Here is a 14,996-nt window from a genome sequence, read left to right as displayed (position 1 = left end):
GCGATCAGAACGCGATAACGTCTGCCGCGGACAGCCCATGCGAGCTGCGATAGATCGAGAACTCAACGTTCTGACCTTCGTTCAACGACTTATTTTTGGTGTTGGCGATAGCGTTGCGATTGACATAGATTTCGTCGCTGCCATCTACCGGTGAAATAAAACCATAGCCTTCGGCCTGATTAAACCATTTCACACGGCCCATTTTTAACACAGTATTTTTAAACATAACTTATATCCTTTTACTTGAGCATCCTTGACAACGTCATTTTTTATATTGTCTGGACGCTACCAGCCCATCCTAAAGTTTTTCGTAACAAACCTCTCGTGAGCAAAAAATTAAAAAACCCGCACGAAGGCGGGCTTGTTGAACTTAATATCTTCCGCATGATTCAGCGCTGAGGCATCACCATGGTTGTATTAAGATCTCTTATACGCGTTCCCTGTCTTCTTACAGAGCAACTACGTTAGCGGCAGCCGGCCCGCGCGGGCTGTCCTGAATGGTGTACTCGACGCGCTGGCCTTCAGCCAGGGTCTTGAAACCGTCGGTCATGATAGCGGAGAAGTGTACGAATACATCTTTGCCGCCATCGTGCTGCTCAATGAAACCAAAACCTTTGCTTTCGTTGAACCACTTAACTTGACCCGTCTTCTTAGACATTACTTTTACCTTTAAATATATTTACAAAACCTGCCATAAGAGGCAATTGTGGCCATGTCAGAAACATTACTTATGGGAGGTACTTAGAAGGTTCGTCTTTGAAGCGGAATCGGATGATAACGTTTTTGGAGGAACTGCTTAACTCTAAACTCGAACATAAATAGGTCTGGATTACAGGCCGACTTGCATTTACTCATAAAAATGGTGGATGCACAAGGGGTTTATTGCATTAAATTCATAAATACGCCGAATTTATTTTTATCCCCCTGAATATGCATGACTTAATTTAACGCTCGCCGCGGCCGATCCACCGCGTTCCTCTGCTCACCGGGGCATCATTTGTCCGTCCGTGCGCTGCAAATGAGAGCTAACGCATAAAACTCTAATATGCTTGCCACGTCTATAACAAATCCCAAATCAGATGGCTAAACTTGAGGGGAAAACAAGGCAGACGGCTTTTTCGCCAGCACTTTTGCCGCTAAAAACACGATTTTTCAGATTATGCTGAATCAAGGAGCTATGCGCATGACCGCCCAGCAGTTCGTTTCACCTAATGAAATCCGCGCCAGATTCTCTCACGCGATGTCGGACATGTACCAAAAGGAGGTACCACTGTACGGCGATCTGCTGGAGCTGGTGGCGGAAACCAACCGACAGGTTCTGCGCGAAGATGCCGCACTGGCTCATCAACTGCAAATCACCGGCGAGATCGAACGCCTTGCGATGGAGCGCCACGGCGCGATCCGGGTCGGCACTGCTGGCGAACTGGCCACCCTGCGCCGTCTGTTCCGGGTGATGGGCATGGCGCCGGTCGGTTACTATGATCTGTCTGTGGCGGGCGTTCCCGTGCACTCGACCGCCTTTCGCGCCGTACACGAAGACGCGCTGCAGGTCAGTCCGTTCCGCGTATTTACCTCCTTGCTTCGCCTGGAGCTGATAGAAGATCCCGCGCTGCGTGAGCTGGCTGAGCGCTTGCTGGCGCGCCGCCGTATCTTTACCGATCGCGCGTTGGAACTGATCGCGTTGCAGGAAGCGCAAGGCGGGCTAAATGAAGTACAGGCGCAAGAATTTGTCGAACAAGCGCTGGAAACCTTCCGCTGGCACAACCAGGCGACGGTCAGCGCAGAAGAATACCGGCAGCTACACGATCAGCATCGACTGATCGCCGACGTGGTGGCGTTTAAAGGGCCGCATATCAATCATCTGACACCGCGCACGCTGGATATCGATCGCGTTCAACAGGCGATGCCCGCCCGCGGTATTACGCCCAAAGCGGTCATCGAGGGCCCGCCGCGCCGCCGTCGCGCGATCCTGCTGCGCCAGACCAGCTTCAAGGCGTTGGAAGAACGCGTCGATTTCGTTGAGCGCGACGGCCGCGTCGTCGCCGGTCATCATACCGCGCGGTTCGGCGAGATCGAACAGCGCGGTGTGGCGCTGACGACGAAAGGACGCGAACTCTACGACCGTCTGCTGAAGGCCACCAACGATGCGCTGCAGGCGCCGCCGAGCGAGAAAAATGCCGAACGCTATTATCAGTTGCTGGAAGAAAACTTCCGGGCGTTTCCGGATGATTACGCCACGCTGCGCGAGCAACAGCTGGCCTGGTTCCGCTATTTCCCGACCGAGTGCGGCCTGGCGGCCAAAGAATCACTGGATAAGCACAGCACCCTGGAGCAACTGATCGAGAAAGAACACGTTCGCTTCCAGCCACTGGTGTATGAAGATTTTCTGCCGGTCAGCGCGGCGGGGATTTTCCAATCGAATCTGGGGGACAGCCGCCATACACAGTACAATGCGGCGTCAAGCCGGGCAGCGTTTGAACACGCGTTGGGTAGTGAGGTGATCGACGAGCTGGCGCTGTATCAACAAACCCAGCAGCGTTCGCTGGAAGCCTGCGCGCAAGCCCTGGGGCTTGTCACGCTGGCGTCCTGAGGTTACTTAGCCAGTAGAGACTCGATATCCTGCAGCAGTTGCTCAGCCTGAGCGGAAGGTAGCACCGCATCAACCGGTAAATACCACCAATTAGGCTGGGCAAAGGCGCGGCATTTCACCGCGTCCTTCTCCGTCATCAGCAGCGTTTGCTCTGCATTAACCAACGCCGCCAGCTGCGCCTGCTGATATTCCTGATGATCGGCAAACGCCACTTCCTGCACGACTTCGACGCTCAACTTTTCCAACGTCGCGAAGAAACGCGGCGGATGGCCGATACCCGCCATCGCCACCACGCGCGGCAGCTCGGCTGCCGGGCGACGTTCACCGCTTAGCAGGTTTACTGCGTCACGCGCCTGCAGACGCATAGCAATTTCTCCGGCCTGCGCCACGCCGCCATTGGCGACGCGCGCATCGACGCTGCCAAGCCGCGCGGCGCGCTCGCGCATCGGCCCAGCCGGTAACCACCAGCCGTTGCCGAAACGGCGTACGCCGTCGATGACCACCAGCTCGAAGTCACGCTGTAAGGCATAGTGCTGCAAGCCGTCGTCGGTGATGATCGCATCCAGCGGCTGTTGTTGCAGCAAGGCCTGCACCGCCTCAGCTCGCTTGGGCGCGATCGCCACGGGCGCGCCGGTGCGCTGATAAATCAGCACCGGCTCATCCCCCGCCTCGCGGGTCGAGGTGCTCTGATTGAGCACCAGGGGATAGACCGCCGACTTGCCGCCGTAACCGCGCGAGACCACGCCAACGCGATAGCCCCGCTGCTGCAGGTGTTCCACCAGCCAGATCACCATCGGCGTTTTGCCGTTGCCGCCGGCAGTGAGATTGCCCACCACCACCACCGGCACCGGCGAACGCCAGCTTTTGCGCAGGCCACAGCGATAGCTTAGGCGAATCAGCCAACTGAGCAGGCCATACAGCCAGGAGAGCGGCAGCAGCGCCAGATAAAGCAGCGAACCGCCGGACCAGATGCGCTCAATCATTATTGACCAAACTGCATGCGGTGCAGTTGCGCATAGGCGCCCTGGCGTTCAAGCAACTCGGTGTGTTCGCCGCGTTCAACAATGCGACCATCTTCCACCACCAGGATCTCGTCCGCCTTCTCAATCGTCGACAGACGGTGCGCGATCACCAGCGAAGTACGGTCTTTCTGCAACTCGTCCAGCGCAGCCTGGATGGCACGTTCGGACTCGGTATCCAGCGCAGACGTCGCCTCATCCAGGATCAGGATCGGGCAGTCGCGCAGCAACGCACGCGCGATGGCGATACGCTGACGTTGGCCGCCGGACAGCATTACGCCGTTCTCACCGATCACCGTATCCAGGCCGTTCTCCATCTTGTTGATGAAGTCCATTGCGTACGCCATTTCGGCCGCTTTCTCAATCTGCTCGCGGCTATATTCACTCTCGCGTGCATAGGCAATGTTGTTGGCGATGGTGTCGTTGAACAGGTGTACGTTTTGCGAGACCAGCGCTACCTGATTGCGCAGCGAGGCCAGGGTATATTCGCGCAAATCGTGGCCATCCATCAGGATTTCGCCTTCTTGGATATCGTAGAAACGCGTCAACAGGTTGGCGATAGTGGATTTACCCGAACCGGAACGGCCCACCAAGGCGACGGTCTTGCCTTCGGCGATTTTCAGGTTGATATCACGCAGCGCCGGCGTTTCCTTGGATGGGTAGTAGAAAGTGACGTTGCGGAATTCGATATCGCCTTTCGCACGCTTCACTTCGCGGGTGCCGGTGTCTTTTTCCTGTTCCATATCCAAAATGGAGAACAGCGTCTGGCATGCCGCCATCCCGCGTTGGAACTGGGCATTGACGTTGGTCAGCGACTTCAGCGGGCGCATCAGCGCGATCATCGATGAGAACACCACGGTAATGGTACCGGCGGTCAGGGTTGCCATCACGCTTGGGAAGCTGGCGGCAAACAGCACGAACGCCAGCGCCAGCGAAGCGATCAGCTGAATGATCGGATCGGAAATCGAAGACGCGGAAACCAGTTTCATGCCCTGTTGACGCATGCGGTTGCTGACCGAGTTGAAGCGCTCGGTTTCCACCTGCTGGCCACCGAAGATCAGCACTTCTTTATGGCCTTTCAGCATCTGTTCGGCGCTGGTGGTCACCTGCCCCATCGTGTTCTGCATGTTCTTGCTGATGTTGCGGAAACGCTTGGAGACCAGGCGAATAGCGATGGAGACGATCGGCGCCAGCACGATCAGGATCACCGACAGCTGCCAGCTGTAGTAGAACATCATGATGAACAGGCCAATGATCGAAGCCCCTTCACGCACCACGGTCACCAGCGCGCTGGACGAGGAGGAAGCCACCTGCTCAGAATCATAGGTAATGCGCGACAGCAAAGTCCCGGTGGACTGCTGATCGAAGAAGGCCACCGGCATTCTCATCATGTGGCCAAACAGGCGGCGGCGCATCTGCATCACCACCATGCCGGAAACCCAGGAAATGCAGTAGCTTGAAACAAAGCTGGTTACGCCGCGCATCAGCATCAGCGCGATGACGGCCAACGGCATCCACACCAGCACGCTGCTGTCGGTTTTTCCAAACCCATCGTCCAATAGCGGTTTAAGCAGAGACAGCATCAGCGTGTCCCCCGCTGCGTTCATAATCAACGCAATGGCGGCCACAATCAGCCCGGTCTTAAAAGGAGTGATCATCGGCCAGAGTCGACGGAATGTCTGCCAGGTCGAGAGATCTTTATCATTCATCATGCAAATACCAGCATCGGAAGAAATAGCGGCCTATTTTACTCATTATCACCCTCTACGCCAAACCGCTGATGGTACCAACGGGGCATTAATTGTTCGCGAAAGCCTTTAATTTGCCAATCATTGTCGAAAAAAAGTACCGATAACTGGCCGGAGCGCGTCGTATCGCGCCATATAATGCCATTTGCCCGGTATCTGGCGACCACTTTGCGCGCCGGCAAACGCCATTTGTTGTAACGAGATGCTGACGCCAATGCCGCCTGAGGATTGATCGCGCGCAGAAACGGCGGCGTGGAGGAGGTTCTGCTGCCATGGTGCCCCACCTGCAACACCGTCGCCGCCAAGCGATCGCGCCGTAACCGGAGCAGCTGCGCCTCCGCTTTTTTTTCCGCATCGCCGGTGAGCAACAGGCTGTATTTCCCGTCGTCGATACGGATCACGCAAGAGTCGTCATTGCCCGGCTTTTTACGCGTTTTCGGCGGCCATAGCACCTCGAATTGCAACGCCTGCCAGCGCCAGCGCTCACCGGCGACGCAGGGCAAGTGCCCCTCCCCGCGCATCGGGCTGCGCACCATAGCCTGTGGAAACACCCGCCGCACAGCAGGCACCCCACCGGTATGATCGAGGTGGTCATGGCTGATAATGATCTGTTCCAGTTCAATACCCCGCCAGTTCAGCATTGGCAAAATATGCCGCTCGGCGGCACTGCCACCCGGCCAACGATCGCCGGTATCATACAGTACTCCCTTACCGTTTTGTTCAATGACCACCGCCAAACCGTGCCCGACATCAAGCATATCGACTCGCCAGCGGTAAGTCGGTTCTTTTTCCCGCCACAGCACGCAGCATATCGCTATCGTCGCCAGTCCCGACGCATAACGCCACCACCAATGAAAGCGCCAACAGACGACGATGAGCCATCCCGCCGCGCTGGCCAACAGCGAAGCCGCCCCCAAATCCACCCAACCACGTTGCAGGTAATTCAGAGGTACAAATACCCACTGCAGCGTGAAGTCCGCCAGCCACCATAGCCCGTAGCTTAACGAGGGAAAGAAGCCAAACATCACCGCCAGCAAAATCAGCGGCACCGTCACCAATGAGACAATCGGTACCGCCCACAAATTGGCCGGCAGCGAGGTCAGCGTCAGGCCCAGAAACAACGCGGCCTGCATCGGCACCAGCAGCAACGTCATACCGAGCTGAATATGCAGCCAACGCACCGGTGCCCAATACCAGGCCGATCGGAATCGCTCGCCGAGCGGTGCCCATTCGAACCAAAAAATCAGGCACCCCACCGCCAGTACCGACAGCCAGAAACTGTCTGACAAGACCGCCAGCGGATCGCACAGTAAAATAAGCCCGACACACCACAGCCACACTTGCCAAGAAGAACAATGGACGCCGCGCAAGCGCAGCAGCATCCAAAGCGTCATCGCCAACGCGGTGCGCACCGCCGGCGGCTGGGCGCCTACCAACCAGACATAGATCAGCGTCGCCACCCAGCCCGCGACCAGCGGAAAGCGATAGCCAATTAGATGAGAAGGAAGAAAAAGCTGCAGCGCACGCAATGTAACCCAGAACAAGATGGCGACCATCGCCACATGCAACCCTGAGATTGCCATCAAGTGCGCGATGCCGGTTTTCAACATCAGCATGCGTAAAGCCTGCTCCAGTGCGGTTCGCTCCCCAAATGCTAACGCCAGCAATACTGCCTTGTAACGCAGCTCGCCGATATTGGTTTCCGCATGGCTGATTATGCGCTGGCGTAGGCCGCAATCGCCATCCAGCAAACGAGCCTGCCTGACCTGGCCAGTTAACGGCTGGCGCTGCGCGATCGCCCAACGTTGGCTGTCGAAGCCGCCTTCATTGAGTTTGCCATGCACCGGCCGCAAACGCAGTTTCAATTGCCAACGCTGCCCGGCGCACAGGCGCTGCTGCTCAGGGGCCCATAGCGTGGTAAACGTCAATGCAGGTACCAACCAATGACCATCTATCCGCTCGATGCGCATCAGCGCCTGTTTACTGGCGGCGGGCTTCAGCGCGATGCTGCTAACCTGCACCACCGCCGTCACATCCGATCCGCGGCTTAAGCGCTCCACTTGCCCAATCAGGCTTCCGGCGTTGAAAACCGCCCACGCGAACCCCAATCCCAGGCAGGCCAAATAACGGCAAAACGGCCAACGGATGCGCAGCAGTAAACCGGCAACAAGCAGCATCGGCCACAGCTGCCATTGCTCAGGCAACTGCGGTAAAACCAGCAGCGGCAGGATGCCGCAGATAACGGCGAATATCGCCAGATCCAGCGAAATTTTGATCGCTCTTCTCCCATCGGCTCCGCCATGAGCAAAAGCGCGTCATGGCAAGCAAGCAGGATCATTCAGCCGACATGTCACCGCCAGCGGGCTTTAATGAAGATGCGGTGAACATGGCAGGATAAGAGAGATCTATGCAGGAGCCACATCGTAAATGCGGCGCGGTGCGCAATTCCTAAGCGGAGCAGGGAGAACCGCAGGCGAAAAAAAACGGCGCCTTAAAGGCACCGTTTTATATTCTTTTCAAGCAACAACGCTATGAGCAGTCAGCGACTAGCCATAGATATTGGCGCGGTCACGCAACTCTTTACCTGGTTTGAAGTGAGGAACGTACTTGCCGTCCAGCTCAACTTTGTCACCGGTTTTCGGGTTGCGACCTACACGCGGGGCACGGTAGTGAAGAGAAAAACTGCCGAATCCGCGGATCTCAATGCGTTCGCCCTCGGCCAGCGTAGCGGCCATGTGCTCAAGCATCTCTTTCACTGCATCCTCAACGGCCTTCGCCGGAATATGAGATTGCTGGCCAGCAAGTCTTTCAATAAGTTCAGACTTGGTCATAGTACCTCCAAGCTTTGCAGCTAAACTACCGTATCGGGGCGGTCAGAAACCGCCCCCCGTCATTACTCGCCTTTAGCCGCTTTGAAAGCTTCAGCCATTGCGTTAGAGAAGTTGCCTTCTTCCTGTTTGTTGTTAACAGTTGCGATGGCGTCTTTCTCGTCAGCTTCGTCCTTAGCACGTACGGACAGGCTTACAACGCGGTTCTTACGGTCAACGCCGGTGAATTTAGCTTCAACTTCGTCACCTACGTTCAGAACCAGAGTTGCATCTTCAATGCGGTCGCGAGAGGCTTCAGATGCACGCAGGTAACCTTCTACGCCGCCTGCCAATTCAACTGTAGCACCTTTGGCGTCAACTGCAGTGACTTTACCAGTAACAATAGCACCTTTCTTGTTCATAGACAGGTAGTTATTGAACGGGTCTTCAGCCAGCTGCTTCACGCCCAGGGAGATACGCTCGCGCTCTGCGTCAACTTGCAGAACAACCGCAGCGATTTCGTCGCCTTTCTTGTATTCACGTACTGCTTCTTCGCCTGCAACGTTCCAGGAGATGTCAGACAGGTGAACCAGGCCGTCGATGCCGCCGTCCAGGCCGATGAAGATACCGAAGTCAGTGATAGACTTGATTTTACCTTCAACGCGGTCGCCCTTGTTGTGGGTCTCTGCGAACTGCTGCCATGGGTTGGATTTGCACTGCTTCAGGCCCAGGGAGATACGACGACGTTCTTCATCGATGTCCAGAACCATCACTTCCACTACGTCGCCCACGTTAACAACTTTGGACGGATGGATGTTTTTGTTGGTCCAATCCATTTCAGAAACGTGTACCAGACCTTCAACGCCTTCTTCGATTTCTACGAAGCAGCCGTAATCAGTCAGGTTGGTTACACGACCAGTCAGCTTGGTGCCTTCTGGGTAACGTTTCGCGATAGCAACCCATGGATCTTCGCCCAGCTGTTTCAGGCCCAGGGAGACACGAGTACGCTCGCGGTCGAACTTCAGCACTTTAACAGTGATTTCATCGCCAACGTTGACGATTTCGCTTGGGTGCTTAACGCGTTTCCAAGCCATGTCAGTGATGTGCAGCAGGCCGTCTACGCCGCCCAGATCAACGAATGCACCGTAGTCAGTGAGGTTCTTAACGATACCTTTGACTTCCATGCCTTCCTGCAGGTTTTCCAGCAGTTGATCGCGCTCAGCGCTGTTCTCGGATTCGATAACCGCACGGCGAGAAACGACAACGTTGTTGCGCTTCTGATCCAGCTTGATGACTTTGAACTCAAGCTCTTTGCCTTCCAGGTGCAGAGTGTCACGTACCGGACGCACGTCAACCAGGGAACCTGGCAGGAACGCGCGGATGCCGTTCAGCTCGACGGTGAAGCCACCCTTCACTTTGCCGTTGATAACACCGGTTACAGTCTCAGCTTCTTCGTAGGCTTTTTCCAGCGTGATCCAAGCTTCGTGACGCTTAGCTTTCTCACGGGACAGCAGGGTTTCACCGAAGCCGTCTTCAACAGCATCCAGAGCAACGTCAACTTCGTCACCAACCTGGATTTCCAGCTCGCCCTGGGCGTTTTTGAATTGCTCAGCCGGGATGGCAGACTCAGATTTCAGACCGGCGTCAACCAGTACGATATCTTTGTCAATAGCAACAACGACGCCACGAACGATGGAACCCGGGCGGGTTTCGATTTCTTTTAAGGATTCTTCAAAGAGTTGAGCGAAAGATTCAGTCATGTTGTTAATCTTCAGGGTTCTTTAGTTTAACGTCCATTTAGCGTCCCGCCGAATGGGGTTGTTTCACATACCCCGCCATTGGCTCCATGCCGACAGGGTTTAAGGTTACAGGGGTAAAATTTTACCCGATATATTGCGATACCGCTATGACAAATATGACAAAAAGCCAATAGCGCCGCCGCGCTTATTGCTGCGGCAACGCCAACACTTTCTGTGCATACGTCAACGCCTGCTGGATCACTTCTTCGATCGACATGCTGGTAGAATCCAGCACGAGGGCGTCAGAAGCAGGCACCAGAGGCGCGATAGGCCGATTACGGTCACGGTCGTCCCGCTCCTTTATCTCGGCTAAAAGACGTTCAAAGTTAACATTAAAGCCCTTCTCCTGCAACTGCAGCATGCGGCGGTGTGCGCGCTCCTCCGAGCTGGCGTCGAGGAAAATCTTGACCGGCGCGTCCGGGAACACCACCGTGCCCATGTCGCGACCGTCGGCAATCAGGCCGGGCGCTTCGCGGAATGCGCGCTGGCGGCGCAGCAACGCCTCGCGCACGCGAGGAAACGCCGCCGCTTGCGACGCGGTGTTGCCGACGGTTTCGGTGCGGATCTCATTGCTGACATCCTCACCTTCCAAAATCACCTGCAGCTTGCCGTCCTGGGCAACGAAGCGAACATCGAGATGTGCGGCCAGCGGAACCAGCGCTTCCTCAGAAGTGATATCCACCTGATGATGCAACGCCGCCAGCGCCAGCACGCGATAGATCGCGCCGGAATCCAGCAAATGCCAACCAAGGGACTCGGCCAACGCTTTACACAGCGTGCCTTTACCTGCGCCACTTGGTCCATCAACGGTTATCACCGGGGCTGTAGCCGTCATTTCTCTCTCCTTCAGGTAGAAAACCTCACAGAGACACGGCGCGCTTCGACTCGAAGCCCGTGCGCTCTGCCACCTGCCCAATCAGGGGCAAATACGGTGGCGTATTATACGCTGCCCTACGGCAATCTGTTACCCTGGAACTGTCCGGTTGTTGAAAATAAGCGCACAACCGCGAAAAAGTATAGAAGAAACGCCGGTCGCCGAAGGTTAAAAACGATAAAGGCCCACAAAGGGGCCTTAAAATAAACGATTTGACGGGTTACTACGCCGGCTGGCTGATGCGCGCCAACTGCTCGAAATAATCCGGGAAGGTTTTCGCGGTGCATTTCGGATCGAGAATGGTGACCGGGGTATCCGACAGCGCCACCAGCGAGAAGCACATCGCCATGCGGTGATCGTTGTAGGTACCGATCTCGGCAAACTGCAGTTTGGCCGGCGGCACGACGTGAATGTAGTCTTCGCCCTCGTCCACTTCCGCCCCCACTTTACGCAGCTCGGTGGCCATCGCCGCCAGACGGTCGGTCTCCTTCACCCGCCAGTTGTAGATATTGCGGATGGTGGTCGGCCCCTCGGCGAACAACGCCGCGGTGGCGATAGTCATCGCCGCGTCCGGAATGTGGTTCATGTCCATGTCGATGCCGTGCAGTTCACCGCGGCTGCACTCGATGAAATCGTCGCCCCAGGTGATGCGCGCGCCCATTTTCTCCAGAACATCGGCGAACTTGGTGTCGCCCTGCACGCTTTTGCGGCCGATGCCGGTCACGCGCACGGTGCCGCCTTTGATCGCCGCCGCCGCCAGGAAGTAGGAGGCGGAAGAAGCGTCGCCCTCAACCAGATAATCGCCCGGCGCGATATACGTCTGGCGCCCCTGGATATGGAACACCCGGTAGTTGTCGTGGCTCACCGATACGCCGAAGGTACGCATCAGATGCAGCGTGATGTCGATGTACGGCTTGGAAACCAACTCGCCCTTGATGTGGATCTGCGTATCCTGCGGCGCCAGCGGCGCGGTCATCAGCAACGCGGTCAGGAACTGGCTGGAGACGCTGCCGTCAACGGTGACGTCGCCGCCCAGGAAGCCGCCGCGCAGGCGAATCGGCGGGTAATCGGTCTGCTCGAGATAATCAATCTGCGCCCCGCCCTGGCGCAACGCGTCCACCAGATGGCCGATCGGGCGCTCTTTCATGCGCGGTTCACCGGTCAACACCACGTCGCCTTCGCCGAGGCACAGCGCCGCCGCCAATGGGCGCATCGCCGTACCGGCGTTGCCGAGGAACAGTTCCAGCGGCTGGCCGGCCACCAGCGGCCCGGCCACGCCGGTCACTTCGCACACGGTGCGATCGGCGGAAAGTTGATAGTTTACACCCAACGCCTGCAACGCGTTCAGCATATGACGCACGTCGTCGCTGTCCAGCAGGTTAGTCAGCCGGGTCGTGCCTTTCGCCAGCGCCGCCAGCAGCAGAGCGCGGTTAGAAACGCTCTTCGAGCCGGGTAAGTTGACGGTGCCATTGACCAGGGCGACCGGTTGTAACGTCAGGGAATCCACCATGTGAACAAAACTCTCCAATTCTGATAAACGAAACGGCTCCGGAATAATGCCGGAGCCGCTTTAATGCAAAAGGACAACAGCCTGAGCCAGCCCGCGCCTGGCGGGCTGACGGAATCAACCGTGACGACGTTCGAAGTCGGCCATGAAGTCGGTCAGCGCCTGCACGCCGGCCAGCGGCATCGCATTGTAAATAGAAGCGCGCATGCCGCCAACTACCCGGTGGCCTTTCAGCGCCTGCAGGCCGATGGCCTCGGCTTCGCTGAGGAACACTTTGTCCAGCGCCGCATCGGCCAGTTGGAACGGCACGTTCATCCACGAGCGGTTGGCGATGGCCACCTGGCTGCGGTAGAAGTCGGATTTATCGATGGTCGCGTACAGCAGCTCGGCCTTGGCCTGATTGCGTTTTTGCATCTCCACCAGGCCGCCCTGCTCTTTCAGCCATTTGAACACCAGCCCGGACAGGTACCAGGCGAAGGTCGGCGGGGTGTTGAACATCGAATCGTTCTCGGCCAGCACGGTGTAGTCGAGGATCGACGGCACTTCTTTGCGCGCCTTGCCCAGCAGATCGTCACGCACGATCACCAGCGTCAGGCCGGCCGGGCCGATATTTTTCTGCGCGCCGGCGTAAATCACGCCGAAGCGGCTGACGTCGAGCGGGCGGGACAGGATGGTCGAGGAGTAATCGCCGATCACCACTTTGTCGCCGAAGTCCGGCGTTTCATCGATGGCCACGCCGTCGATGGTCTCATTCGGGCAATAGTGCACATAAGCCGCGTCGGCGCTGAGTTGCCACTCTTTCATCGGCTTGATGCCGCTCAGGCCGTCGATGCGGGTTTTCACGTCGATGACGTTCGGGGTGCAATACTTTTCCGCTTCCTTGATGGCGCTGTGCGCCCAATAGCCGCCGTCGATATAGTCGGCGGAGGCCTTGTCGCCCAGCAGGTTCAGCGGCAGCGCGGCAAATTGTGCGCGGGCGCCGCCGTGGCAAAACAGCACCTTATAGTTGGAGGGGACTTTCAGCAGATCGCGCAGATCCTGTTCCGCCTGCTCGGCAACGGCGATGAATTCTTTGCTGCGGTGACTGATCTCCATCACTGACGTGCCCAGGCCGTGCCAGTTGCACAGTTCCTGTTCCGCACGACGCAACACTTCCACCGGCAGCATCGCCGGGCCAGAGCTAAAATTATAAACCTGAGTCATTTCCCCTCACCACATTCACTGTTCGCCGCAGAAAAGCGACCTGTCGAAAAGATGCCCGAAGTTAACGCTCGCGTTAACCAACCCATCGGTTTTATCACTCACGCCCCATGGCTGCAACGCTTATTCGCCCGCCGGCGGCAAACGGTCGCGCCGGGTGATGACAGGCTCTGCGGCCATCGCGATTGTTTGGACGATAAAACCCTGCGACATGGGGAAATTCAGCGGGTTAACGCGGTGCTTTATGCTGTATTCAGCCGAGATGGCTGCGGGAACCCGGTCGGCCCCCGCAGGAGAGAAAACGATCAGTACTGATTGAACATCTGCTGGATTTGCTTCGCGTCTTTGGCTTGCGTCAGCGCGAGCTGCAGCAAAATGCGCGCTTTTTGCGGATTCAGCGTGCCGGCGGCCACGAAGCCGTACTTGGCGTCGTCCACTTCCGCATCTTCGGTAGTGGCGCCGGTCGGTACGCGCGAAGAACGCACCACCGCCACGCCGTTGTGTGCCGCCGTCGCCAGTGTGTCGAACACCGTTTTATACAGGTTGCCGTTGCCGACCCCGGCGCTGACGATGCCCTGATACCCTTCGGCGATCAGCGCCTTGACCGGCGCATCGGAGGCGTTGGCGTAGTTGTAGACGATGCCGACCTTCGGCAGTTCGTTCAGCTTGCTGACGTCGAACGGCGTATCACGGGTATGCTTGCGCTGCGGTGAGCGCTGGTAATCGACCTTGCCGTTGTGGATATACCCGAGCGGGCCAAAGTTCGGCGACTGGAAGGTCTGCACGGCGGTGGTATTGGTCTTGGTGACGTCGCGCGCGTCCAGCACGGTGTCGTTCATCGCCACCAGCACCCCGCGGTTGGCCGATTGCGGATCTGCCGCCGTCACCACCGCATTATACAGGTTGAACGGGCCATCGGCGCTCATCGCCGTCGCCGGCCGCATCGCCCCGACAAGCACCACCGGCTTGTCGCACTTCACCGTCAGATCGAGGAAATAGGCCGTCTCTTCCAGCGTATCGGTGCCGTGGGTGATGACGAAGCCGTCGGTTTTGCCGCAGTCGGCGTCAATTTTCTTCACCAGCGTCAGCCAGACCTGATCGTTCATGTCCTGCGAGCCGATGTTCACCACCTGCTCCCCCTGCACGTTGGCGATATCTTTCAGCGCCGGCACCGCATCGACCAGCGCCTCGACACCCAGCTTGCCCGCGGTATAGTTAGATTTCGTCGCCGAATCGCCGCCACCGGCGATGGTGCCGCCTGTCGCCAGCAGGGTGATGTTGGGCAGCGCCAGCGCCGAGGCGCTGACGCCGGTCAACAAGAGGGTTAACACGCTGAGTTTCACTGATTTCATTAGATTTCTCCGTGACAGATAACTCGCTGAATTATGGCCTTTATCCTTAAAAAAACTGTGACTTTGCCACCGCTTTAGGAATACGTGGAGCTCCAGCGTA

At 57.3% G+C, this 14,996-nt stretch carries 12 protein-coding genes; 1 reads left to right on the top strand and 11 read right to left on the bottom strand.

Going from position 1 to position 14,996, the window contains the following annotated elements; translation table 11 throughout:
- Positions 1-4: 4 nt before the first annotated feature.
- Positions 5-226: a cold-shock protein gene (locus FOT55_RS07740; RefSeq protein WP_004928241.1), complete on the bottom strand. Its 222-nt coding sequence runs from the start codon at positions 224-226 to the stop codon at positions 5-7.
- Between the two features lie 222 nt (positions 227-448).
- Positions 449-658, bottom strand: a complete 210-nt coding sequence (gene cspE, locus FOT55_RS07735; protein ID WP_004928244.1) for a transcription antiterminator/RNA stability regulator CspE — start codon at positions 656-658, stop codon at positions 449-451.
- 525 nt (positions 659-1,183) lie between these two features.
- Here cspE and hglS point away from each other — a divergent pair.
- The gene (hglS, locus tag FOT55_RS07730; protein WP_025302281.1) at positions 1,184-2,590 is read left to right on the top strand and encodes a 2-oxoadipate dioxygenase/decarboxylase HglS; all 1,407 of its coding nucleotides are present in this window, start codon (positions 1,184-1,186) and stop codon (positions 2,588-2,590) included.
- A gap of 2 nt (positions 2,591-2,592) precedes the next feature.
- Here hglS and lpxK read toward each other — a convergent pair whose 3' ends face one another.
- The 9 genes from lpxK to ansB form a co-directional block, all read right to left on the bottom strand.
- The gene (lpxK, locus tag FOT55_RS07725; RefSeq protein ID WP_147823331.1) at positions 2,593-3,573 is read right to left on the bottom strand and encodes a tetraacyldisaccharide 4'-kinase; all 981 of its coding nucleotides are present in this window, start codon (positions 3,571-3,573) and stop codon (positions 2,593-2,595) included.
- The gene (gene msbA, locus FOT55_RS07720; RefSeq protein ID WP_025302279.1) at positions 3,573-5,321 is read right to left on the bottom strand and encodes a lipid A ABC transporter ATP-binding protein/permease MsbA; all 1,749 of its coding nucleotides are present in this window, start codon (positions 5,319-5,321) and stop codon (positions 3,573-3,575) included. The genes lpxK and msbA overlap by 1 nt, the downstream gene beginning before the upstream one ends.
- Positions 5,322-5,356: 35 nt before the next feature.
- Entirely contained in the window at positions 5,357-7,621 is a 2,265-nt protein-coding gene (locus tag FOT55_RS07715; protein ID WP_187181935.1) for a ComEC family protein, read from the bottom strand.
- A gap of 282 nt (positions 7,622-7,903) precedes the next feature.
- Entirely contained in the window at positions 7,904-8,188 is a 285-nt protein-coding gene (ihfB, locus tag FOT55_RS07710; RefSeq protein ID WP_004928264.1) for an integration host factor subunit beta, read from the bottom strand.
- Between the two features lie 62 nt (positions 8,189-8,250).
- On the bottom strand, positions 8,251-9,924 hold the full coding sequence (gene rpsA / locus FOT55_RS07705; protein WP_004928267.1) for a 30S ribosomal protein S1: 1,674 nt from the start codon (positions 9,922-9,924) through the stop codon (positions 8,251-8,253).
- A gap of 184 nt (positions 9,925-10,108) precedes the next feature.
- Complete coding sequence (gene cmk, locus FOT55_RS07700; protein WP_147823329.1) at positions 10,109-10,798, bottom strand: (d)CMP kinase; 690 nt, start codon at positions 10,796-10,798, stop codon at positions 10,109-10,111.
- Positions 10,799-11,060: 262 nt separating this feature from the next.
- The gene (gene aroA, locus FOT55_RS07695; RefSeq protein WP_043137680.1) at positions 11,061-12,347 is read right to left on the bottom strand and encodes a 3-phosphoshikimate 1-carboxyvinyltransferase; all 1,287 of its coding nucleotides are present in this window, start codon (positions 12,345-12,347) and stop codon (positions 11,061-11,063) included.
- A 114-nt stretch (positions 12,348-12,461) separates the two neighbouring features.
- The gene (gene serC, locus FOT55_RS07690; protein WP_043137684.1) at positions 12,462-13,547 is read right to left on the bottom strand and encodes a 3-phosphoserine/phosphohydroxythreonine transaminase; all 1,086 of its coding nucleotides are present in this window, start codon (positions 13,545-13,547) and stop codon (positions 12,462-12,464) included.
- Positions 13,548-13,849: 302 nt separating this feature from the next.
- The gene (ansB, locus tag FOT55_RS07685; protein WP_043137688.1) at positions 13,850-14,896 is read right to left on the bottom strand and encodes an L-asparaginase 2; all 1,047 of its coding nucleotides are present in this window, start codon (positions 14,894-14,896) and stop codon (positions 13,850-13,852) included.
- Positions 14,897-14,996: the final 100 nt, after the last annotated feature.

Origin of the sequence: Serratia bockelmannii, assembly GCF_008011855.1 — a bacterium.
GTDB classification, from domain to species: domain Bacteria; phylum Pseudomonadota; class Gammaproteobacteria; order Enterobacterales; family Enterobacteriaceae; genus Serratia; species Serratia bockelmannii.
This window is presented reverse-complemented; position numbering and strand designations above follow the sequence as displayed.